At 70.1% G+C, this 21,440-nt stretch carries 19 protein-coding genes; 11 read left to right on the top strand and 8 right to left on the bottom strand.

Translation table 11 applies throughout. The annotated features are described in order from the left end of the window. Window positions 1–17: 17 nt before the first annotated feature. Entirely contained in the window at window positions 18–1,112 is a 1,095-nt protein-coding gene (locus tag AAFX79_02715; protein MEO1007454.1) for a hypothetical protein, read from the bottom strand. 317 nt (window positions 1,113–1,429) lie between these two features. On the opposite strand from AAFX79_02715, the gene AAFX79_02720 reads away from it, so the two are divergent. Further along, the gene (locus tag AAFX79_02720; GenBank protein ID MEO1007455.1) at window positions 1,430–1,969 is read left to right on the top strand and encodes a hypothetical protein; all 540 of its coding nucleotides are present in this window, start codon (window positions 1,430–1,432) and stop codon (window positions 1,967–1,969) included. Window positions 1,970–2,050: 81 nt separating this feature from the next. Further along, the gene (locus AAFX79_02725) at window positions 2,051–2,476 is read left to right on the top strand and encodes an EVE domain-containing protein (protein MEO1007456.1); all 426 of its coding nucleotides are present in this window, start codon (window positions 2,051–2,053) and stop codon (window positions 2,474–2,476) included. Here AAFX79_02725 and AAFX79_02730 read toward each other — a convergent pair. Together AAFX79_02730 and AAFX79_02735 are read right to left on the bottom strand one after the other, a co-directional pair. After that, window positions 2,473–3,438 carry a glycerophosphodiester phosphodiesterase family protein gene (locus AAFX79_02730; protein ID MEO1007457.1) on the bottom strand — a complete coding sequence of 322 codons (966 nt, stop codon included), beginning with the start codon at window positions 3,436–3,438 and terminating at the stop codon, window positions 2,473–2,475. The genes AAFX79_02725 and AAFX79_02730 overlap by 4 nt on opposite strands. Beyond that, a complete protein-coding gene (locus AAFX79_02735) occupies window positions 3,435–4,004 on the bottom strand; it encodes a methylated-DNA--[protein]-cysteine S-methyltransferase (GenBank protein ID MEO1007458.1) in 570 nt (189 codons plus the stop codon). The genes AAFX79_02730 and AAFX79_02735 overlap by 4 nt, the downstream gene beginning before the upstream one ends. 52 nt (window positions 4,005–4,056) lie before the next feature. Here AAFX79_02735 and AAFX79_02740 point away from each other — a divergent pair, with 52 nt between their 5' ends. The 3 genes from AAFX79_02740 to AAFX79_02750 all read left to right on the top strand — a co-directional run bounded on the left by AAFX79_02740 (window position 4,057) and on the right by AAFX79_02750 (window position 8,204). Next, window positions 4,057–4,938: a LysR substrate-binding domain-containing protein gene (locus AAFX79_02740; protein ID MEO1007459.1), complete on the top strand. Its 882-nt coding sequence runs from the start codon at window positions 4,057–4,059 to the stop codon at window positions 4,936–4,938. A gap of 99 nt (window positions 4,939–5,037) precedes the next feature. After that, window positions 5,038–7,809, top strand: a complete 2,772-nt coding sequence (gene acnA / locus AAFX79_02745; GenBank protein MEO1007460.1) for an aconitate hydratase AcnA — start codon at window positions 5,038–5,040, stop codon at window positions 7,807–7,809. Window positions 7,810–7,820: 11 nt separating this feature from the next. Then, window positions 7,821–8,204 (top strand): VOC family protein, encoded by a 384-nt coding sequence (locus tag AAFX79_02750; protein MEO1007461.1) that lies wholly within the window; start codon window positions 7,821–7,823, stop codon window positions 8,202–8,204. A gap of 3 nt (window positions 8,205–8,207) precedes the next feature. Here AAFX79_02750 and AAFX79_02755 read toward each other — a convergent pair whose 3' ends face one another. The 5 genes from AAFX79_02755 to AAFX79_02775 all read right to left on the bottom strand — a co-directional run bounded on the left by AAFX79_02755 (window position 8,208) and on the right by AAFX79_02775 (window position 13,408). Next, entirely contained in the window at window positions 8,208–10,046 is a 1,839-nt protein-coding gene (locus tag AAFX79_02755; protein MEO1007462.1) for an ATP-binding protein, read from the bottom strand. Window positions 10,047–10,173: 127 nt separating this feature from the next. After that, window positions 10,174–10,959, bottom strand: a complete 786-nt coding sequence (locus AAFX79_02760) for a glycosyltransferase (protein MEO1007463.1) — start codon at window positions 10,957–10,959, stop codon at window positions 10,174–10,176. A gap of 7 nt (window positions 10,960–10,966) precedes the next feature. Next, a complete protein-coding gene (locus tag AAFX79_02765; GenBank protein MEO1007464.1) occupies window positions 10,967–11,722 on the bottom strand; it encodes an enoyl-CoA hydratase/isomerase family protein in 756 nt (251 codons plus the stop codon). Between the two features lie 16 nt (window positions 11,723–11,738). Then, window positions 11,739–12,458 (bottom strand): enoyl-CoA hydratase/isomerase family protein, encoded by a 720-nt coding sequence (locus tag AAFX79_02770; GenBank protein MEO1007465.1) that lies wholly within the window; start codon window positions 12,456–12,458, stop codon window positions 11,739–11,741. Beyond that, on the bottom strand, window positions 12,455–13,408 hold the full coding sequence (locus AAFX79_02775) for a hydroxymethylglutaryl-CoA lyase (GenBank protein ID MEO1007466.1): 954 nt from the start codon (window positions 13,406–13,408) through the stop codon (window positions 12,455–12,457). Before AAFX79_02775 ends, AAFX79_02770 begins: the two co-directional genes overlap by 4 nt. A 177-nt stretch (window positions 13,409–13,585) precedes the next feature. On the opposite strand from AAFX79_02775, the gene AAFX79_02780 reads away from it, so the two are divergent. From AAFX79_02780 to AAFX79_02805, 6 genes are all read left to right on the top strand, one after another. Then, complete coding sequence (locus AAFX79_02780; GenBank protein MEO1007467.1) at window positions 13,586–14,242, top strand: TlpA disulfide reductase family protein; 657 nt, start codon at window positions 13,586–13,588, stop codon at window positions 14,240–14,242. A 202-nt stretch (window positions 14,243–14,444) separates the two neighbouring features. Beyond that, window positions 14,445–15,326, top strand: a complete 882-nt coding sequence (locus tag AAFX79_02785) for an enoyl-CoA hydratase/isomerase family protein (GenBank protein MEO1007468.1) — start codon at window positions 14,445–14,447, stop codon at window positions 15,324–15,326. A gap of 66 nt (window positions 15,327–15,392) precedes the next feature. Next, window positions 15,393–17,387, top strand: coding sequence for an acyl-CoA dehydrogenase family protein (locus tag AAFX79_02790; GenBank protein MEO1007469.1), 1,995 nt, complete (start codon window positions 15,393–15,395; stop codon window positions 17,385–17,387). A gap of 160 nt (window positions 17,388–17,547) precedes the next feature. Next, a complete protein-coding gene (pdhA, locus tag AAFX79_02795; protein ID MEO1007470.1) occupies window positions 17,548–18,672 on the top strand; it encodes a pyruvate dehydrogenase (acetyl-transferring) E1 component subunit alpha in 1,125 nt (374 codons plus the stop codon). Between the two features lie 14 nt (window positions 18,673–18,686). Continuing rightward, complete coding sequence (locus AAFX79_02800; GenBank protein ID MEO1007471.1) at window positions 18,687–19,661, top strand: alpha-ketoacid dehydrogenase subunit beta; 975 nt, start codon at window positions 18,687–18,689, stop codon at window positions 19,659–19,661. 119 nt (window positions 19,662–19,780) lie between these two features. Continuing rightward, window positions 19,781–21,397, top strand: a complete 1,617-nt coding sequence (locus AAFX79_02805; protein MEO1007472.1) for a 2-oxo acid dehydrogenase subunit E2 — start codon at window positions 19,781–19,783, stop codon at window positions 21,395–21,397. Window positions 21,398–21,440 lie beyond the last annotated feature (43 nt).

Here is a 21,440-nt window from a genome sequence, read left to right on the forward strand (position 1 = left end):
CGCCCCGCGTGCGATATCTACCCAACCAGTCTCAGATCCGGCCGCCGCCGCGCGACCACCGGAATGGGCCACGCGGAGACGGGCAGCGGCGTGCGTGGGTCGACCCAGCGCTCGAAGGCCGCTCGATCGGCCCGGTCCAGCTGGCGGCCCAGCCGGAACAGCGCCTGGTCGCAGGCGGCCTGGTCGTCGGCCAGCCGGCGGCTCTCCCGTTGCAGGCGTTCGGCCTGGGCCCGCAGCAACGCCTCGCGCTCCTCCAGCTCCGCGGTGAGTCGCAGCGAGTGCTGCGATTGCAGCACATGGTCGTGCGACATGTCCTCCACGCGGGACTCCAAGCGGGCGATGTGGGCCCGTGCGGCCTCGAGGGCGGCACGCAATTCCCGCGATTCCTGTGAGGCGCGGTCCGAAGCCGCCACCAACTCGCGGGATTCCGATCGACTGTCGCGGAGCTGCTCGCTCAGCTCCCGGATGCGGTCGCCCTGGCCGAAGACCTCCTCGAGGCGTTCGATCAGCTCCAGGGCTGTCTCCTCGCGTGCGGCGCAGAGCTTCTCGCTGGTCTCGGCGTGCACCGCCATCAGCGTCGCTTGCTCGTCGATCAGGATGCGCGCGGCGTCCAGCTGCGCTCGCTCGGCCTGCGCACGGTCGAGCTGCTCGTCGGCGACCTGCAGCGCCGTCTCGAGCTCGGCCTCGCGGGATGCAAGCTCGGCCTCCCGCTGCTCGAAGTCCTCGCGGTGCGCGGCGTCATGGTGGTGCTGCGCCGCGGCGAGCCGTGCGCGGCGACGCCGGAGCCTCTCGGCCAGGATCTTGCGGCGTTGCGTCAGTCGCTCGTCGGCATCGGCCACCCGCTTGCCCAGCGCTCGCAGCTCGACGCCATGGCGATCGAGTTCGGCCTGCCGCTTGAGGGCGATCTGGAGCGTGCGGTCCAGCTCGGCCTGCCGCTGCTCCATCTCGGCGGCTTGCCGCGAGGTGGCCTGCTCGCACCGCTGCACGAGCGACTGCAGCTCCCGCTCGATGGCCGAGAACTGATCGTCGACGCCATCGGTCGGGGGATCCCCCTCCGACGACCGTGCGCCGGCGAGGCCCTCGTGCTCGTGCTGGTCGGGCGTGCGTTCCATGGGGATCCCCGGCGGGGCGGCCTCGATCCGCCCCGCACGGTCATCGGCCGGGCGGCACGGCCGCTGCATCCCGCCCAGGCGGAAAGGTCCGAGGCGAGGCGTTATCGCTCGCGATCCCTGCCAGGACCCGATCAGATGCAATCTTCCCGACATCGCGAAAGAATTTGCGGCGGCCGGAACAAACACCGTGCCCAGCGATTATCCTGGTAAGAGGAGATGATCCCGAGGGCGGCGGCTGTGCGCAGTCCCCGGAAACCACCGATACACCACTGGATCGCACCGCACGGTGCAGCCTTTGTTTTCAGGAGATATCGACGATGATCGCACGCAAGGGTTCGAGCACCGTGACGACGATCGTGGCCCTCATCGGCCTGGGCATCATGGGCGTGGCCGGCTACCAGATGATGGGCGGCTGCGGCTCGTGCAGCACCGGCGTCGAGGCCACCGCTGTTTCAACCGCGAGTGACGAGCACACCGGCAGCTGCTGCCCGCTGGGCGACGCCGCCGGCGTTGAGCTGGTGGCCACCGAGGCCGGCGATAGCTGCGAGTCCAGCTGCTCGGCCGACAAGAGCTGCGATGCCGCCGGCGTCGAGCTGGTTGCCGCCGAGGCCGGCGACAGCTGCTCGGCCGCGAAGGCCTGTGAGAGCAGCTGCTCGGGCGAGAAGGCCGGGGCCGTCGAGCTGATCTCCACCGAGGCCGGCTCCGAGTGCTCCGCCGAGTGTGCAGAGGCCAAGAGCTGCAGCGAGGCCAAGGATTGCGGCGCCGGAGCGTGCGAGTCGGAGTGCCACGGCGAGAAGACCCTCGAGAAGGTCGAGGCCGAGCCGGTGGTCGTGCCGGTGGCCGCCCCGGGCAACTGAGGCCGCGGGTACCCAGAAGATCGCTTCCATGCCAAAACGGCCCGCCCAAGCGGGCCGTTTTTTCGTGCGCTAGCGTTCCGCATGGCGACGTGGCTCCTCAAGACCGAGCCCGGGGACTACTCCTGGGACGACATGACCCGCGACAAGAGGACCGAGTGGACGGGCGTTCGCAACAACGCCGCGCGCATGCACATGCGTGCCGTCCGCAAGGGCGATGACGCGTTGTTCTACCACACGGGCGACGACAAGGCCATCGTCGGCCTGTGCACCATCGTGACCGATCCCTACGAGGACCCCGAGGATCCGGGCCTCAACGGCAAGGGCGAGATGAAGGCGCCGCTCTTCGCCGTCAAGGCCGCCAAGAAGGCCGCCACGCCTCTCACCCTTGCGGACATGAAGCAGGACGATCGATTCGAGGGCTTCGAGCTGCTCCGCCAGGCACGGCTGAGCGTCGTGCCGGTGCCCGCGAAGATCGACAAGATCATCCGCACGCACACGGGGCTCTAGGGCGAGCCATCGGCGGCGCGGCGTCCCGCGTCGGGGAAGTCGGTGAACAGCCCGTCGACGCGATGCTCGCGGAAGAAGCGGGCCATCGCCTCGGGCTCATCCTTGAACGTCCAGCAGTAGATCGCGAGGCCCCGCTCACGGGCCCTCCGCAGGAGCTCGGTCTCGGCACCATCGTCGCCTTCCACCAGCCGGCGGCTGGGGCCCAGCCCGTGGCAGAACTCGGCGGCGTCGCCCAGCTGGGCGGCGGAGGGTGGCTCGCCTACCAGCCACACCAGCCGCAGGCCCGTGCCCTGCTCGTACCGCATCCGGCGGAGGCTCTCCAGGTCGAAGCACTGGATGACGCACGGCGTCGCGGGCCCGGCGTATCCGCTGCGGGCGAGCGTGCGGATAAGAACGGGCTCGATGGGCCGGCCCTCGTCGCGGTGGAACTGCGGCCGCTTGGCCTCGGGCATGATGCCGACGTCGGCGCCGCCGTGCTTGCGGAGCGTGGCGTTGAGCCGCTGCACGAGCGCCGCCATCTCCTGGAGCGTGGGCACCGCACCGCCGCCGACGCCGGTCGTGACACGGAGGCGGCGGACCTCCTCGAGCGTGAAGTCGATCCAGTAGTAGCGGCCGTCGTCCCTCGCGCGGCCCGGGAAGACCGAGGCCACATCGGTCACGCGGTCCATCGTGACGTCGTGGGCGCAGATCGCTACGCCGTCGCGGGTCAGCACGACGTCGGGCTCGATGTAGTCGGCCCCCTGCGCGTACGCGAGGGCGTAGGCGGCCAGCGTGTGCTCCGGGAGGTATCCGCTCGCGCCGCGGTGGGCAATGACGATGGGTTCGGACGGGGCACGCGTCTCTTGGACGGAGGAGGCCTCAGCGCGGGCAGGCGGCAGCGACGCGAGCAGCGCCCCGAAGCAGGCGACCACCACGAGGCCCAGGGGAATGAAGCGGCGGGCGCGACCGTGCGTGCTCGTCATGCGTGTGCCTCCGCAGTAGCCGGGCGGAACAGCCCGCCATTCGCCGTCGATTCGTGGTCCAGCAGCCACCGCTTGCGACCGAGCCCCCCGCCGTACCCATGCAGGCCGCCCGAGGCATCGACGACGCGATGGCAGGGCACGAGGATGGAGATGCGGTTCGCGCCGTTGGCGGCCCCCACCGCCCGCGCGGCGCCGGGCCGGCCCAGCCGCCGCGCGATGTCGCCGTAGCTGGTCGTCTCGCCGTAGGGGATCCGCAGCAGCTCCCGCCAGACCGCCTCGCGGAACGGCGTGCCCTGGATCACGAGCGGCAGGTCGAACTCGCGGAGCGAGCCCTCGAAGTACCGCCCAAGTTGCTCGGCGAGTTGGGTGAGCGCGGGACAGGCCTCGGTTGTCGCCGCCTCCACGATCGCGGCACCATGGAGCGCCCCAAGGCCCTCGATGGCGGCCGGCACGCGATGGCCGTACTCCACGAGGGCAACCCGCGGGCCGCCGCCCGCGTCGATCGATCCGAGGGTGAGCACCCCGACCGGCGAGGGCATGGTCGTGATCGTGAGGCGTGCGTCCATGGCCGGACTGTATCGGCCGCGACCCCGCCGGCTGGGTCTGCAACGATCCTCCATGGAGCTCACCCCGCTGCGGTACCTCAGCGCCATCGCCGAGGCGGACACGATGACCGCCGCCGCCGAGCGGCTGGGCGTCGCGCAGCCCACGCTGTCGGCCGCCGTGCGCCGCCTCGAGGAGGAACTCGGCGTCGAGCTGTTCAGCCGCACGGGCCGGGGGCTGGAGCCGACCGAGGCCTGCCGGGTCTTCCTGGAGCACGCGAGCGACGCGCTGCGGGGCATCGACGCCGGCGTGCGCGCCGTGCGGGCGCTGGCGGGGCTCGAGGCGGGCACCGTCCGAGTGGGCGGCGGCGCGACCGCGGTGACCTATCTGCTGCCCCGGGTCGTCGAGCGGTTCCGCCGCGAGCACCCGAGGCTGCACGTCAACATCCGCGAGGCGGGCAGCGCCCACGTGGCCGAATCGGTGCTGCGGGGCGACCTGGACCTGGCCATCGTGACCCCCCCGGTCACGCTACCGGGGGGCGACGAGCTCATGACCGTCGCCACGGGTCGAGACGAGCTGCGGCTGGTCGCACCGCCCGGGCACCCACTGGCCGATCGGGCGACCTTTCGCTGGGACGCCCTCGCCGGCGAGCCGGTCGTGGGCTTCGATGCCGGCAGCAGCGTGCGGCTTGCCATCGACGAGGCCGCGGCCTCCCGCGGCGTGTCGCTGGATGTCGTCGTCGAGTTGCGGTCGATCCAGGGCATCCGCCGGATGGTCCAGGCCGGCGTGGGTTGCGGCTTCGTCAGCAGCTTGGCGCTCGAGGAGGGCGAGGGGCTCGCGTGCGAGCACGGGGCGCTGGCCCGAGAACTCGCCGTTGTGCGACGGCGGGATCGTGTGCCCAGCCCCGCCGCGGTAGCGTTCGAGGCGGTGCTGGCGGCGTCCCTGGCCGAACAATAGTCTCAATCTATTACACAGTGTATTGGCATCAATTGGAATGATGCACTCGGGTCGCGGATACTGAGGTGGAGTTCGCACCGACGCGCAGGAGCCCAGCCCATGCCGAATGCCTTCAACAGCCGCCGATCGCTCACCACGTCCTCGGGCGAGTACGCCTATGCCGCCCTGGCCGCTCTGGAGGAGCAGGGCATCGGCAACGTGGCCGCGCTGCCCTTCTCGATCCGGGTGCTGCTCGAGGCCATGCTGCGGAACGTCGACGGCTTTACGGTGACGCAGGACGACGTCGCGGGGCTGGCCAACTGGAACGCCAAGAACGTAGATCGCGTCGAGATGCCCTTCATGCCGGGCCGAGTCGTGCTCCAGGACTTCACGGGCGTGCCCTGCGTCGTCGATCTGGCGGCGATGCGGGACGCGATGCAGCGGCTGGGCGGCGACCCCGAGCAGATCAATCCCGAGGTCAAGTGCGACCTGGTCATCGATCACTCGGTGCAGGTCGACGACTTCGCGACACGGGTTGCGCTGACGATCAACGCGCAGCGCGAGTTCGAGCGCAACAACGAGCGGTACAAGTTCCTCAAGTGGGGCCAGCAGAGCCTGGCCAACTTCCGCTGCGTGCCGCCCGCGACGGGCATCGTGCACCAGGTCAACCTCGAGTACCTCGCACGGGGCTGCCTGACCCGCACCGTCGATGGCGAGACGCAGGTGTACCCCGACAGCCTGGTCGGCACCGACAGCCACACGACGATGATCAACGCGCTGGGCGTGCTGGGCTGGGGCGTGGGCGGCATCGAGGCCGAGGCCGTCATGCTCGGCCAGCCCGTGTACATGCTCACGCCCGAGGTCATCGGCTTCAGGCTCGTCGGCGAATTGCCCGAGGGCGTCACCGCGACCGACATGGTGCTCACCGTCACGCAGATGCTCCGCGAGTTCGGCGTGGTCGAGAAGTTCGTGGAGTTCTTCGGCCCGGGCATGGCGCAGCTGAGCGTGCCGGACCGGGCGACGATCGCCAATATGGCACCGGAGTACGGCGCAACCTGCGGCTTCTTCCCCATCGACGACAAGACGATCGACTACCTGCGCCTGAGCAACCGAAGCGAGGAGGAGATCGAGCTGGCCGAGGCCTACGCCAAGGCCAACATGTTCTGGTGGAACGAGGGCCAGCCCGACCCAGAGTTCACCGCGGTTCTAGAGCTGGATCTCTCGACGGTGCAGCCGTCGCTGGCGGGCCCCAAGCGGCCGCAGGACCGCATCCTGCTCAAGGAGGCGCACTCGGCCTTCACGACCGCACTCACGGCGCCCAACGGGCCCAAGGGCCTGGGGGTCGACGCCTCCAAGGCCGATTCGACCGCGACGGTCGAGCACACGACGCAGCGGCCCGGCGAGGAACCCGGGATGACCAGCGAGCTGCATCACGGCAGCGTGGTCATCGCCGCCATCACCAGTTGCACCAACACCAGCAACCCCGACGTGATGGTGGCCGCGGGGCTGGTGGCCCGCAAGGCCCGGGCGCTCGGCCTGACCCGCAAGCCCTGGGTCAAGACCAGCCTCGCGCCGGGCAGCAAGGTCGTCACCGAGTACTTCGACAAGGCTGATCTGACCGAGGACCTCGACGCGCTGGGCTTCCAGACCGTGGGCTACGGCTGCACGACGTGCATCGGCAACTCGGGGCCGCTGCCGCCCGAGATCGAGAAGGCCATCGGCGACGGTGACCTGGCGGTCGCCAGCGTGCTGAGCGGCAACCGCAACTTCGAGGGCCGCGTGCACCCGAAGGTCAAGGCCAACTTCCTGGCCAGCCCGCCGCTGGTGGTCGCCTACGCCATCGCGGGGCGCATCGACCGGGACATCGTCAACGAGCCGCTGGCGCAGACGCCGGACGGCACGGACGTGTACCTCAAGGACATCTGGCCCACGCAGCAGGAGGTCAACGACCTCGTGGCCTCGTGCATCGACCGCGAGCAGTTCGAGCGGCGGTACGGCGACGTGTTCACCGGCAACGAGACGTGGAACAACGTGCCGGTGTCCAAGAGCGAGCTGTACCCCTGGGACGAGACAAGCACCTACATCCAGAACCCGCCGTTCTTCGAGGGCATGACCGAGGAGGCGCGCGGCTTCGCGGACATCGAGGGCGCCCGCTGCCTGGCCCTGCTAGGCGATAGCGTGACAACGGACCACATCTCGCCCGCCGGCCGCATCGAGCCCGAGACGCCCGCGGGCCAGTACCTCATCGAGAGCGGCGTCGCGCAGCGGGACTTCAACAGCTTCGGCAGCCGCCGTGGCAACGACCGCGTGATGACGCGGGGCACGTTCGCAAACGTCCGCGTCAAGAACCGCATCGCGGCCGACGGCGACCAGCAGCCCGAGGGCGGCTGGACGCGAAACTTCACCAAGGGCGACGACCTTGCCAGCGCGCCCGTGGAGTACATCTACGACGCCGCGATGGACTACAAGGCAGCCGGCGTGCCGCTGGTGGTCCTGGCTGGCAAGGACTACGGCATGGGCTCGAGCCGCGACTGGGCGGCCAAGGGCACGATGCTGCTGGGCGTCCGAGCCGTGATCGCCGAGAGCTTCGAGCGGATCCACCGCAGCAACCTGGTGTTCATGGGCGTGCTGCCGCTGGTCTTCAAGGACGGCCAGAACGCCGAGAGCCTGGGGCTGAAGGGCGACGAGACGTTCGACGTCACGCTGCCCGACCCGCTGGAGCCCGGCGCCGACGTGCCGGCGCGGGCGACGGCGCCCGACGGCACGGTGACCGAATTCGTGTGCAAGAGCCGCATCGATACGCCCATCGAGATCGAGTACTACCGCAACGGCGGCATCCTGCAGACGGTGATCCGCAAGAAGCTGGATACGGCGAAGCAGCCGGTTGGGTGAGGCCGGGCACGATGGGCGACTTCAACTCCGAGCACAACCGAGCCGTCTGGTTCGACATTCCCGTCGCCGACCTCGATCGTGCGATCGTGTTCTACGGCGACGTGCTGGCGATCGGCGTGCATCGCGAGAGCTTCGAAGGCTTCGAGTTCGCCGTGCTCGACCACGACCAGGGCAACGGCGGCTGCCTCGTGCCGAACACGGGCGAGGTGGCCGACACGGGCGTGCTGATCTACCTCAATGTCGACGGACGGATCCGAGATGCGGTCGAGAAAGTCCGGGCTGGCGGAGGCGCGGTGAAGCAGGACATTCACCAGATCGGGCCGCACGGGTACCGGGCAATCATCAGCGATTGCGAGGGCAACTGCGTAGCGCTGCATTCACGCAGCGACGCGTAGGCGTCATCGCTCGGCGGCGTGTGCGTGCTTGATGCACGCGTCCACCAGCCCGTCACGGCTGAAGGGCTTGGGCAGGAAGCCATCGAAGCCCGCCTCGCGGCAGCGCTGCTCTTCTTCGGGCATGACGCAGGCGGACGCGGCCAGGATGGGCGTCGCGACGCCCCGGGCGCGGATGGCGCGGGTCGCCTCGTAGCCGTCCAGAACGGGCATCTGGAGGTCCATCAGGATGAGATCGAAGGCCTCGGCGTCGTCGCACGCGGCGTCGACGGCCTGCCGTCCGTCGTCGACGATGCGATGCTCGGCTCCGCACAGCGTGAGGAAGTGGGCGACGAGCCGCTGGTTGTCCCGGCCGTCCTCGGCGACGAGCACCCGCATGCCCCGCAGCGGTGCGTTGGTGTGGTCTTCGGTCTCGAGGGGCGGAATCTCTGGCTGGGGTGGCGGTGCGTCCATCGCGGCCACGCTAGCCGGCTTTGGGTGGATCTGCAGGCAGGCCTCGTTGAGTGCGCGAGTGGCCTCCTCGGCGGGCGTTGCATCGCCAGCAGAGTCCCCGATGTCGATGGTGCAGGCGAAGGTGCTGCCGACGCCGGCCTCGGATTCGACGATGAGCTCGCCGCCCAGCATGCGGGCCAGCGCCGCGGAGATCCTGAGCCCGAGCCCGCTGCCACCGAAGCGACGCGTCGCGGACGAGTCCTCCTGGTGGAAGGCATCGAATCGGAGCACGCGGTCGCGCTGCTCGGGGTCCATGCCGATGCCGGTATCGACGACGGTGATGCGGAGCCGCCGCTGGTCGGGCTCGGCTAGCACGCGGATGGTGACGCCACCGTGGTCGGTGAACTTGACCGCGTTGTCCAGGAGGTTGCCGACGAGCTGTGCGAGCCGCTCGGGGTCCGTCGTGATCCGCTTGGGGAGCGAGCCTCGAACCTCGGCCGAGAGCGTGAGGCCCTTCTCGTGGGCGTGGCGGGCGTGACGCGCGAGCACCGCGCCGAGCACCGGGAGTGCCCGCACCTCCCGTCGCTCGACGATCAGGTCGCCCCGATCGATCTTGGAGACGTCGAGTACGTCGTCGAGGAGGTGGAGCAGCCGCGAGGCGCTGCGGCCGATGGCGTCGCCCGCCTCGCGGACCATCCGCGGATCATCGCCGTCGCGGAGCAGGTCCGCGTATCCCAGGATGGCCGACATGGGCGTGCGGATCTCGTGGCTCATGGTGGCCAGGAAGCGGCCCTTGGCGTCGCTGGCGGCCTCGGCCCGCAGCCGCGCCTCGTCGAGCTGGAGTGTGCGGCGGCGGACTTCCTCCGAGAGCGTGCGGTTGCGCTGCTCGAGCTCGTCGCTCAGCTTCCGCTCGGTCGCCTCGGCGCATAGCGAACGCTCGAAATCGCCCAGGTCGGTCAGCACGAAGCGCCAGGACCACAGATTCAGCAACAGCAGCGCGGCGGCGAGGAGCCGGTACGCCGGCCAGGCGAACGCCACGATGCTGAAGGCGTAGCCGCAGGCGGCGCACCAGAAGAAGATGTGCGCGAGCTGGAACATCTTCTGGTTGCGATCCTGCGGAGCCTGCTTGCGGTGCGTCCGCAGCCAGAAGACGTAGATCCGCGCGTAGGCGGCGACCACGCCCAGCGTCAGCGCAATGAGCGCGATGATCCACGGCCAATCGGGCTCGCCCGCCTGGTTCACCAGGCAGTGCGTCCGCGGCATGTAGCGGCCGAAATTGGTGAAGAAGTCCCACGGCGTGGCGGCCGACGCGGCGGCGAGTTCGCCCATTTCGGGCCGCGGTGCGGCGCACGTGGCATCGACGGGGATTAGCCGCTCGCCCATCGTGGCCTGCCCGCCGTCGGCCCAGTGCATGCATGGTGCATCGGGCGTCGATGCACCGTCGTTCAGGCCGTGTCGTGCCGGGATCGGAGCGATCCCCGATCTCCGGGATAGGGATTCCCGAAAGCCGGTGCTGGCCCACCCGATCGGGCTCGGGCCGCTAGCGAGCCTCGGCCTCGGCGGCTTTGGCCCTGCCGCGGGCCGATCCACATGCGTCGCCGAGCGGATCGGGGTCGGTGCGACGCGGGCCGTACCACAGGTCGAGCCCGCCGCGCTTCCGGACGTGCCCGGGCCCCCGGACGCACAGGCGGGCCAGCTCGCCGAAGAGCTCCAGCAGCGTGTAGGTCCGGATCTTGCGGGCCGACGTAGTGACCGGATGGCGGATCCAGGCGTAGCGCCCAATCCGGCGGAGGCGTCGGGCGAGGATGGTCTCCTCGGCGGCGTAGTAGCGTTCGTCGAAGCCACCCGCGGCGTCGAAGGCCTCCCGCGTGCAGAATAAGAACGCGCCCGAGGAGAGGCCCAGCACGCGGTAGCCGAGCATCATCAGCCAGAGCAGCACCCGCACGGTGCGCGAGACCCGGCCGTCGAATCGGATCGGGCACGCGCCGTAGGCGTAGCCGGCCTCGAGCGCTCCAACCGCGGCGACGGCGGCGTCCGGCGGCACGATGCTGTCCGCATCGACGAAGACCAAGATGTCTCCCGTGGCGCGCGCCGCGCCGGCGTTGCGGGTTGCGGCGATCTGGCGATTGCGCACCCGCACGACGGTGGCGCCGGAGGCTTCGGCGATCTCGGCCGTGCGATCCTCGGAGGCATCGTCGGCGACGATGATCTCCGCGTCGTGGCCCGCGCCACCGAGCACCGCCGACGCATCGCGAAGCGCTGCGAGCGTGCGGGGGAGCAGCAGCTCCTCGTTGTACGCCGGCACGACGAAGGAGACCCGGGCCACCGACCCGCTAGGCCTTCTGGAACGCGGCGGCCAGCCGGTCGCGGGCGTCGGGCGAAGCGAGCACCGAGGCGCTCAGGTCGGCGGCCCGCTGCGCGAGCTCGGGGTCGGCCGACCCGTCGAGTTCGGCCAGCAGCCGCTTCGTCGCCGCGAGCGCATTGGGCCCACCCGAGGCCAGCCGATCAACGACTTCCGCGACGCAGGCATCGAGCGCGTCTCTGTCGGCCGCGAGCGCATCGACGATGCCGGCGTCGCGGGCGGCCTCCCCGCTCATGAGCCCGCCGCGGAGCAGGATGGCCCGGGCCGGCCCGTGGCCGACCTTTCGGGCGAGCACCGGGGCGACGACCGCCGGGCACACGCCCAGGTCGACCTCGGGGAAGCCCAGCTTGGCGTCGGCGTGGGAGGCGACGAGGTCGCACGCGCACGCGAGGCCGCACCCACCGCCGATCGCCGCGCCGTTCACGCGGGCGACGACTACGGCCGACAGGCGGCGGAGCCGAACCGTGAGCTCGGCGATGCGGCCCAGCAGCCGCGGCGGCGCATCGGGATCGCCCAGCACGCTCTTGAGGTCCATGCCGGCGCAGAACGCCCGGCCCTCTCCCGTGAACACGAGCACGTGCGGCCCGGACTGCTCGGCCTCGAACTCGTCGAGCCGGTCGTGAATGGCGTCGAGCAGCGGCAGCGACAGCGCGTTGCGTGCATCGGGCCGCCGCATGGTGAGCGTCGCGGTCGGTCCTTCGCGTTCGAGCGTTGCCAGTTCGGGCATGCGTCCTCCGAGTGGGCTACCGGGCCAGGGCGGCGCCGAGCATCTGGTGCGATTCGTCCGAGCCCACGAGCGCGAGCGACGCGGCGAGGCCCGCGGCGGCGTTGGCGGGCATCAACTCATTCATCCAGCGCTTGGTTTCGCGCAGCGCGTGGGGCGGCTTGGCGGCGAGGCTGCCCGCGATCTCCATCGCCCGGGCGGCCGGGTCATCGGCGAGTTCGTGCACGAGGCCAACGTCGTGCGCGCGACGTCCGTCGATCAGCCCCGGATCCAGCAGGCGTGCACGGGCCGGCCCCCAGCCGATCGAGGCCAGGAACGGCGCAGTGACGGCGGGCGAGATGCCCAGCCGGGTGACCGGGTAACCCAGCTTCGCGTCGGGCGAGGCAACCACGACGTCGGCCCCGCCCAGCAGCGCGCATCCACCCGCGATCGCGGCGCCCTGCACCGCGGCCACGACCGGGATGGGCAGCGCTCGCAGGGCGGCCACGATTGCCGACAGGTTCGCCAGCAGCGAGGCCAGGTTTGCGTCGCCGTGGGGCCCAACGCACGCGTCGAGATCGAAGCCCGCGCAGAATGCCCGGCCCTCGCCGGCCAGCAGCATGGCACGATCGCCGTCCCGTTCGAGGTCGCCGATCCGCTTGGCCAGTTCGCGCAGCCCGTCTGGCGTGAGCGCGTTGCGCCGCTCGGGTCGATCGAGCACGATCCGGACCACGCCGTTGTCGCGGTCGAGCCGGATCACGGGGTGGCCCCGGCCCGCGCTTCGGCCAGCATCCGGTCGGCAACGGCGTGGGCCACGGAGAGCGCGGCGCGGTCGATGCGTGTCGCGTATCCCACGTGCTCGATGGCGGCAACGAGTGTTTCGGTGGCTATGTTGCCCGGCGCACGCGACTCGGGCGTCGAGGCGTACGGACACCCGCCGAGTCCGGCGATCGACGCATCGAAGGACCGCACCCCAGCTCCCAGCGCCGCGATGACGCAGTCGGCGGCGCGGCCGAACGTGTCGTGCAGGTGCAGGTTGAGCCCCGCGTGCAGATTCGCGGGCGTGGCGGCGAGCACCCGCTCGACGCGGCGGGCGACGTCGTCGGGCGTCGCGTGGCCGATGGTGTCGGCGACGGACAGCTCATCGACGGCGAGATCGTCGGCGAGCCTCTGCGCGACCCCGAGCACCGCGTCCACGTCGATGACGCCCTCGAAGGGGCACGCAAAGGCGCAGCTGATGTACCCGCGGATCCGCAGGCCCGCGTCGTGGGCCCGCCGGGCGACGGGCCGCATGCGATCGATGGACTCGGCGATCGATGCGTTGGTGTTCTTCTGGCTGAAGGTCTCGCTGGCGGCAGTGAAGAGGGCGACCGTGTCGATGACGGGACGGCCGCCGCTGCCCGCAGCGGCGATCGCGTTGGCCTCCAGCAGCCGATCGAGGCCCTTTTCGTTGGGCACCAGGGCGCTCACGGAGACGTCCTCGGGCATGCCGCCGGCGAGCATCGCCAGCAAGTCGGAGGCGTCGCCCAGCTGCGGAATCCACCGCGGGCTGACGAAGCTCGTGGCCTCGATCGCGTCGGGCCGGGCGGCCAGGAGGGCGCGGATCAGCCGGGCCTTGGCCTCCGTCGGGACGCGTTCGGGCTCGTTCTGGAGCCCATCGCGGGGCCCGACCTCCGTGACGCGAACGAGCTGGCGAGCCTCAGCGGCCATGGGCGATGGTAGATTCGGTGTCCCGAACGGAGCAGGGACGCCCGGCGGCCGATCGCGATACAGTCGGAGGCCCGCACGCGGTTCGGGGAATCGCGGCATCATGAGCCGGAACACACGGGCCGACGGCCAAGAAGCCGCGTCGGCCCAGAAAAGAAGAGAAGCCAAAGGAGAGTCGCCATGAGGTGCATCTGCAGGTCGAGTTCGATCGCCGCGTCGGTCGCCGTCGCCGTGCTCGCGTCCGGGGTGGCGCTGTCCGTGGGCATGGGCACCAGCCCGGCGAGCGGGGCGCAGCAGGACGGGCAGGCGAAGTTCGACGGGGTCTTCTCGCGGGACATGACCTACGTGGGCAATGACGAGCGCGGCGACGCGCAGTGGAAGAAGATCCAGGAGCAGGTCGGCAAGGCGGCGCCCGATTTCGCCGTTGGCCCCTGGCAGAGCCACAACAGCGCCATGCAGGGTGGCACGATCAAGTCCATGCGGGGCGAGATCGTCGTCGTCGATTTCTGGGGCACCTGGTGCCCGCCGTGCCGCAAGGCGATGCCCAAGACCACCGCCATGGCCAAGAAGTACCAGAGCAAGGGCGTCCGCGTTGTCGGCGTCTGCAACACCCGCGGCAGCGACACGATGATGGAGACCGCGGAGGCGCACGACGGCCAGTTCGCGATGGCCGCAGACCTTGAGGACAAGACCAAGAAGGCCTACGGCGTGCAGTGGTGGCCGTACTACGTGGTCGTGGATCGCGACGGCATCGTGCGGGCCGCCGGCCTGAAGTCCGACAAGGTCGAAACGGTGGTCCAGCGGCTGCTCGAGATCCAGCCCCCCCGCGAGGGCTGAGCCACTCCCGCGGCGGGTCCGCCGCGAATCCGGGCGAATCCCCGCTCCGGACTGGGTCAACCCCCGTCCGGAGCGGTTTTCGTACCACCGCACGCATAAACTGCCCGAGGGCAGGCTCGGCGGGTGTTCGTAGTCCGCCACGGCGTGGTCACCGAATGGTGTCACGCCGCGGATTCGCTCTTCTTGCAGCCCAGGGGTGTTCATGGCCGCACCGACGACGCAGACCCTGCCGGTCCACCGCGATGAGCGGGGCGAGCCCGTGCTGGTCGTGGCGCTCGAGCAGGAGGCGCCCGTCGTCGTCCTCGACCGCCCGCTGCTCGAGCGGCTGGCGGCCACGCTCGATGGCCTGGACTTCGACGGCGTAGCCGGACTGGTGCTGGCCTCGGCCAGCGAGCGTGTCTTCGTCGCCGGCGCGGACCTGAAGGCCGTCCGGGATCTCGATGACGCCGCGCTGCACGAATACCTGCAGTTCGGAGCGTCGGTGTTCGCGCGGCTGCACGAGGTGCCGGTGTGGACGGCGGCGGCGATCCACGGCGCGGCGCTGGGGGGCGGGCTGGAGCTCGCGATGCACTGCGACGCGCTGATCGGTGCGCCGGGCGCCAAGCCCTACCCGATCGGGCTGCCCGAGGCCGGCCTTGCCATCTGCCCGGGCTGGGGTGGCACCAACCTGTTGCCCGCCCGCATCGATCCCGCGCGGGCGATCGCGGCGACGGCCGCCGGCACACCCCTGCCCTACCCCGAGGCCGTCGACGCGGGCATGTTCGATCTCATCGGCTCCGATGCCGCGGGCGTCCGCGCTCTGGCGGCCGACTGGGTGCGGGGCCGCGGCGCCCCGCCGCACCGCGACGGCGCACCCTCCCGCTGGATCGGGCGGGATCCCGCATCTGCGGCCGAGGCCCTCGATTCCGCGCGCGGCGAACTCGGCGATTCCGGTCCGGCGAGGGCCATCGTCGACGCCGTCGAGGTCGGGCTCCGCGACGGCTGGGCCGCGGCGCTGTCCTGCGAGCGGGACCACCTCGTCCGGCTGCGTCACGAGCCCGCCGGTGTTCAAGCGATCGCGGCCTTCTTCGCCAGGTCGAAGTAGGCCGCCAAGGAACTCATGCACGGGCGGCTGCCCACAGCACCCACCCGGATTCAACGGAGGATCACCATGGCCGATCTCAAGCAGATGAAGGGCGTCTCGGAGGAGGACAAGCGGCTGCTGCAGGAGGCCGAGGAGTTGCTCGGCCCCGAGCCCGATTCGATGGGCTACGTCAAGAACCTCTTCTGGGGCCGCAGCCGCAACGACCTGATGTTCCCCTACCCGGAGCAGACGGCCGACGAGAAGACCAAGTGCGAGAAGCTGGTGGGCGAGCTCGAGCAGTACCTCAAGACCGAGCACCCGTCGATCCAGATCGACCAGGAGCAGGAGATCCCCCGCTGGGTGATCGATCGCCTGTTCTCGATGGGCGTGCTGGGCATGACCATCCCCGAGGAGCACGGCGGGCTGGGCATGGGCATCACCAGCTACAACCGCGTGCTCGAGACCATCGGCAAGTACTGCGGCTCGACCGCGGTGCTCGTGAGCGCCCACCAGAGCATCGGGTGCAAGGCGGTCATGCTCTTCGGCACCGACGAGCAGAAGGGCCGATGGCTGCCGAAGCTCGCCAAGGACTGGCTCAGCGCCTTCTGCCTGAGCGAGCCCAACGTCGGCTGCGATGCGGGCGGCCAGGAGACCCGCTGCGAGCTGAGCGAGGACGGCGAGCACTACATCCTCAACGGCGAGAAGAAGTGGGCCACGTCCGGGGCCATCAGCGGCATGTTCACGGTGATGAGCAAGCAGAAGATGGAGGGCGGCAAGGAGAAGGTCACCGCGCTGGTGTGCACGCCCGACATGGAGGGCGTGGAAATCTACCAGAAGAACCGCAGCAAGTGCGGCATCCGCGGCACGTGGCAGGCCCGCATCCGGTTCAACAACGTCCGGGTGCCCAAGGCCAACCTGCTGCACAAGGAGGGCCGGGGCCTCAACGTCGCCCTGACCTGCCTCAACTACGGCCGCTGCACGCTAAGCGCCGGCATGCTGGGCGGCGCCCGCCGCGCAATGGACCAGGCCATCCGCTGGAGCAACACGCGGCACCAGTTCAACGCGGCGCTGGCGGACAAGGACCTCGTCAAGCAGCGGATCGCGCACATGTCCGCGCTCACCTACGCGATGGACGCGGTGCTCTACATGACCACGGGCATGCTGGATCGCCACGATGAGGACATCATGGTCGAGACGGCGATCTGCAAGGTCTTCTGCTCGGAGATGGGCTGGCGGGCGGTCAACGACGCGGTCCAGATCATGGGCGGCGAGAGCTACATGACCGAGAACGAGATCGAGCGGATCTTCCGCGATAGCCGCATCAACATCATCGTCGAGGGCTCCAACGACCTGATGTGGTCGTTCGTGTTCGGCTACGGCGGCAAGCAGCTCGGCGAGAGCATGCTGAGCATCAAGCTGCTGGTAGATTGGGACAAGGACGAGAGCCTCGGGCAGAATCTGGGCCGCATCGTGCCCAACCTGCTCAAGCCCAAGATCCTGGCCAAGGCCGTGCCACTGGGCGCCCAGGTGTTCCTGGGCATTCGCCCGCCGGCGCCGAGCATCGGCAAGGTGCATGCCTCGCTCAAGAACGACGCCGACCGGCTGGCACGGCTCATCCGCGAGCATAGCCACCAGTTCAAGATCACCAGCAAGCGCTACGACGCCGAGCTGGTCAGCCGCCAGGTTCCGCAGAGCCGCCTGGCGCTCAACGCCATCTACCTGCACGCCTACGCGTGCACACTCAGCAAGCTGGACCGCGACGTCCGTTCGGGCCGCAGCGGCCCCGAGCTGGAGCGCGACAAGGCCGCCGCGGCGCACTTCTTCGATCTGGCCGAGCTGTGGATCCACGAGAACTTCCGCGCCCTGTACGAGAATGCGGACGACTCGATGTTCAAGGCCGCCGACGCCGCGCTGGCGTACAACGCGACGCTGCCCACGGGTGACTTCATCATCCCCGAGTCCTCGCCAACCGAACAACTCGGGCAGGGCCGCACCGTGGACCAGTCGGCCATCAAGCAATTCCCGGGTGATGCGGCGGGCTCCTATCATGGGGACCACGCGCACGCGGGGGCGGCCGGCTAGGCCGCGACGTTCCAGCACGATCCGACGCGCCGCGGATCGCCCCGGCGCTTGCGTGAGGGCCGCCCCAGTCCGCCGCCGGGGCTATCGTGCGGCACCCGGATGGACCCGATCGGAGACCGGCCACGCCGCCCCGCGGTCGGCCGCACAGGAGACGACCCGGATGCCCAAGAAGGTCGCCTACAAGACGCAGATCGACTATCTGCAGCTGATGGACGAGAACGGGAAGCTGGACGCCCGCCTCGCCAAGGACCTGCTCGGCGACGAGGAGGTCCAGCAGATGTACGAGCACATGACGGTCTGCCGGCGGTACGACGAGGTGGCCTTCCGGCTGCAGCGGTCGGGCCGCATGGGCACCTTCCCGCAGAACAAGGGCCAGGAGGCCGCGGCCATCGGCTCGGGCCACGCCGCCCGCAAGGGCGTGGACTGGCTGGTGCCCGCCTATCGCGAGAACGCGGCGCTCTTCATGCACGGGCTGCCCATGCACTACGTGCTGGTGTACTGGATGGGGGACGAGCGGGGCAGCCAGATCCCCGATGGCCTCAAGATGCTGCCGCTCAGCGTGCCCATCGGCACGCACATGCTGCACGCCGTGGGCATCGCGTGGGCCAACAAGATCCGCGGCGACGACGGCGTGGTGCTGACCTACTTCGGTGATGGCGCGACGAGCGAGGGCGACTTCCACGAGGCCGCCAACTTCGCCGGCGCATTGCAGGTGCCCTGTGTCTTCATCTGCCAGAACAACCAGTGGGCCATCAGCGTGCCCCGCGACCGCCAGACCGCCAGCGAGACCTTCGCCCAGAAGGCGCTGGGCTACGGCATGCCGACCATCCAGGTCGACGGCAACGACGTGTTCGCGATGTACAAGGCCACCCGCGACGCCATCGAGCGGGCCCGCGAGGGCGACGGCCCCTCGTTCATCGAGGCGGTGACCTACCGCCTGGCCGACCACACCACGGCCGACGACGCCAGCCGCTACCGCGACGAGGACGAGCTCGACGCCTGGAAGGCCAAGGACCCGCTCATCCGCCTCCGCAAGTACCTCGAGGCCAAGGGTCTGTGGGACGAGGACAAGCAGGAGGCCCTCGAGGCGCGGGCCAAGGCCATCGTCCAGGAGGTCGTGAAGACGGCCGAGGAGATCCCGGCCCCCGAGGTCGACGACATCTTCGACTACACCTTCGCGGAGCTCCCCGAGAGCCTCAAGGCCCAGCGCTCGACGATGCGGACGACCTCGCTCGGGCAGGATCCATCGCAGGTCGGCGGCGCGGCCGCCCAGACGGTTCGGTAGGGAGAGAACGACGCATGGCCGAACTGAACCTGGTCCAATCGATCAATCTCGCCCTCGCCCAGGAGATGGAGCGGGACGACCGCGTCGTCGTGCTCGGCGAGGACGTCGGCCTCAACGGCGGCGTGTTCCGCGTTACCGAGGGCCTGCAGAAGCGCTTCGGCGAGGACCGCGTGGTCGATACGCCGCTGGCCGAGTCGGGCATCATCGGCACCAGCATCGGCCTGGCGATGAACGACATGCGGCCCGTGCCCGAGATCCAGTTCGAGGGGTTCCTGGGGCCGGCCTACGACCAGCTCGTGCACCACGCCGGCCGCATGCGGAACCGCACCCGCGGGGCGGTCACGGTGCCGCTCACCGTGCGGGTGCCCGTGGGCGGCGGCATCCATGCGCCGGAGCTGCACAGCGACAGCCCCGAGGCGATCTACAGCCACCACGTGGGCATCAAGGTGGTCATGCCGTCGACGCCCTACGACGCCAAGGGCCTGCTGCTGGCGGCGATCCGCGATCCCGATCCGGTCCTCTACTTCGAGCCCAAGCGCGTCTATCGCAGCTACAAGGAGCACGTGCCCGAGGACGACTACGAGGTGCCCATCGGCGAGGCCAAGATCCTCAGCGAAGGCAACGACGTGACCGTCGTGACCTGGGGCGCCACCGTGTTCCAGGCGCTCGCCGCGCTCGACGAGCTGCCCGAGGACGTGAGCGTCGAGCTGATCGACCTGCGCACGATCTACCCGATGGACGAGGACGCGATCGTCGAGAGCGTGCAGAAGACCGGCCGCTGCGTCGTCGTGCACGAGGCGGCCCGAACCGCGGGCATGGGCGCCGAGATCGCCACCATCGTCCAAGAGAAGTGCTTCCTGAACCTGGAGGCGCCCGTGCAGCGGGTCACGGGCTTCGACGTCGTGATGCCGTATTACAAGCTCGAGAACCACTACCTGCCCGAGGCCCCCCGCATCAAGGAGGCGATCGAGCAGGTGCTGGCGTACTAGCGTATGGAGAGGGAGGGGGCAATGGGCACCAGGCAATGGGCAACGGCATCGATGCGGATGCCGGCGTTCGTGCGCAGTCCCATTGCCTAGTGCCCATTCCCCATTGCCCGAGGATTTCCATGGCCGGCAAGGTTTCTAGCGATCCAAACGTCTTCCTCCTGCCCGACATCGGCGAAGGTCTGCAAGAGGCCGAGCTCATCAAGTGGCTGGTCAAGGAGGGCGACACGGTCGAGGAGCAGCAGTCGCTGGCCGAGGTCGAGACCGACAAGGCGCTCACCGAGATCCCCGCGCCGCGTGGAGGCACCATCAAGACGCTACACGGTGCCGACGGCGACACCATGAAGGTGGGCGAGCCCTTCGTGACCTTCGAGGGCGGCGCCGACGCCCCCGCGGCCGCCAGCAACAACGGCGATGCCGCCACGACCAGGCCCAAGGACACGCCCGCCCGGGAGGACGACGGCACCGTCGTCGGCAAGATGTCCGCCGACACGCCAGGCCTGACGCGGACCGCCGGCAAGGCCCTCGCGACGCCCGCCGTCCGCCGCATCGCCCGCGAGATGGGCGTGGACATCAACCGGGTGCCCGGCAGCGGCATCGGCGGCCGCGTTCTGGAGAAGGACCTCAAGGCCTTCGTCGCCGGCGGCGGGGCATCGTCGCCGGCGTCCGAGGTTTCGAGCGCCCCCGCCGCCCGCACGAGCGAGCCCGCGGCGCCGCCGACGTCGCGCCGCCCGATGCCCAGGCCGCAAGCCTCACCCCAGCCCGGACCGCAGCAGGCGTTCCAGCCACCGATGCCCCAGCCCGGCATGGCTCCGCAGATGGCCGCCCCGCAGATGGCTCCGGGGATGGGCATGCCCTACGGCATGCCGATGCCCATGATGATGATGCCCATGCCGATGATGATGCCCTTCCCCGGCATGTACCCCGGCATGATGCCCGGGATGGTTCCGGGAGCGGGCGGCGCCGGAGTTCCGCAGGCGCCGGGCTACACGCCGTCCTCGATCCGGCCGATCCCCGATCCCGCGCAGCAGAGCAAGGCTTCGGGTGCCGATGCACGCACCTCCTTCCGCGGGGTCCGCAAGACTATCGCCAACCGCCTGCGGCAGTCCGTGGACACGGCGGTGCACTTCACGGTGATGGACGAGGCCGACGTGACCGACCTCGATGCGCTCCGCCGGCAGCTCTCGCAGCAGGGCGCCAAGCTCAGCTTCCTGCCGTTCGTCGCCGCCGCGGTCTGCCGGACCATCGGCCCGAATGCGGGTGGGCGATTCGGCGCACTCAACGCGATCGTGGACGACGACGCCGAGGAGATCGTCGAGCACGCCGCCGTGCACCTGGGCATCGCTACCGACACCGACGCCGGGCTGATGGTGCCCGTCATCCGCGAGGCCGATCGCATGGACGTCGCGGGCCTGTCCGACTCGATCGCCGGCGCGGCCCGGGGCGCCCGCGACCGCAGCGCCCCGCGGGAGGCGCTCACGGGCAGCACCTTCACGATCAGCAACGTCGGCAGCCACGCGGGCATGTTCGCCACGCCGGTGATCAACTACCCCGAGGTGGGCATCCTCGCGGTGGGCAAGGTCTACGACGCCGTCGTGGTGCGCGACGGCCAGCCGCTCGTCGGCAAGAAGATGCCCCTGAGCCTCGCCTGCGACCACCGCGTGGTCGACGGCGCGACGGCGGCGCTGGCGCTGGCGGAGATCGTGGGGTTGCTGGCCGATCCCTCTTCGATTGCCTGAGTCGCTGCGTCGGCAACAACAACAACAACAACAACAACAACAA

It is taken from the genome of Planctomycetota bacterium (assembly GCA_039819165.1).
Classification (GTDB): Bacteria; Planctomycetota; Phycisphaerae; order Phycisphaerales; family UBA1924; genus JAHCJI01.

What these genes read in the sequence shown, in the direction of transcription:
- AAFX79_02715 (MEO1007454.1), bottom strand. Translation starts at nt 1,112, where the DNA reads ATGGAACGCACGCCCGACCAGCACGAGCACGAGGGCCTCGCCGGCGCA.
- AAFX79_02720 (MEO1007455.1), top strand. Translation starts at nt 1,430, where the DNA reads ATGATCGCACGCAAGGGTTCGAGCACCGTGACGACGATCGTGGCCCTC.
- AAFX79_02725 (MEO1007456.1), top strand. Translation starts at nt 2,051, where the DNA reads ATGGCGACGTGGCTCCTCAAGACCGAGCCCGGGGACTACTCCTGGGAC.
- AAFX79_02730 (MEO1007457.1), bottom strand. Translation starts at nt 3,438, where the DNA reads ATGACGAGCACGCACGGTCGCGCCCGCCGCTTCATTCCCCTGGGCCTC.
- AAFX79_02735 (MEO1007458.1), bottom strand. Translation starts at nt 4,004, where the DNA reads ATGGACGCACGCCTCACGATCACGACCATGCCCTCGCCGGTCGGGGTG.
- AAFX79_02740 (MEO1007459.1), top strand. Translation starts at nt 4,057, where the DNA reads ATGGAGCTCACCCCGCTGCGGTACCTCAGCGCCATCGCCGAGGCGGAC.
- acnA (MEO1007460.1), top strand. Translation starts at nt 5,038, where the DNA reads ATGCCGAATGCCTTCAACAGCCGCCGATCGCTCACCACGTCCTCGGGC.
- AAFX79_02750 (MEO1007461.1), top strand. Translation starts at nt 7,821, where the DNA reads ATGGGCGACTTCAACTCCGAGCACAACCGAGCCGTCTGGTTCGACATT.
- AAFX79_02755 (MEO1007462.1), bottom strand. Translation starts at nt 10,046, where the DNA reads ATGCACTGGGCCGACGGCGGGCAGGCCACGATGGGCGAGCGGCTAATC.
- AAFX79_02765 (MEO1007464.1), bottom strand. Translation starts at nt 11,722, where the DNA reads ATGCCCGAACTGGCAACGCTCGAACGCGAAGGACCGACCGCGACGCTC.
- AAFX79_02775 (MEO1007466.1), bottom strand. Translation starts at nt 13,408, where the DNA reads ATGGCCGCTGAGGCTCGCCAGCTCGTTCGCGTCACGGAGGTCGGGCCC.
- AAFX79_02780 (MEO1007467.1), top strand. Translation starts at nt 13,586, where the DNA reads ATGAGGTGCATCTGCAGGTCGAGTTCGATCGCCGCGTCGGTCGCCGTC.
- AAFX79_02785 (MEO1007468.1), top strand. Translation starts at nt 14,445, where the DNA reads ATGGCCGCACCGACGACGCAGACCCTGCCGGTCCACCGCGATGAGCGG.
- AAFX79_02790 (MEO1007469.1), top strand. Translation starts at nt 15,393, where the DNA reads ATGGCCGATCTCAAGCAGATGAAGGGCGTCTCGGAGGAGGACAAGCGG.
- pdhA (MEO1007470.1), top strand. Translation starts at nt 17,548, where the DNA reads ATGCCCAAGAAGGTCGCCTACAAGACGCAGATCGACTATCTGCAGCTG.
- AAFX79_02800 (MEO1007471.1), top strand. Translation starts at nt 18,687, where the DNA reads ATGGCCGAACTGAACCTGGTCCAATCGATCAATCTCGCCCTCGCCCAG.
- AAFX79_02805 (MEO1007472.1), top strand. Translation starts at nt 19,781, where the DNA reads ATGGCCGGCAAGGTTTCTAGCGATCCAAACGTCTTCCTCCTGCCCGAC.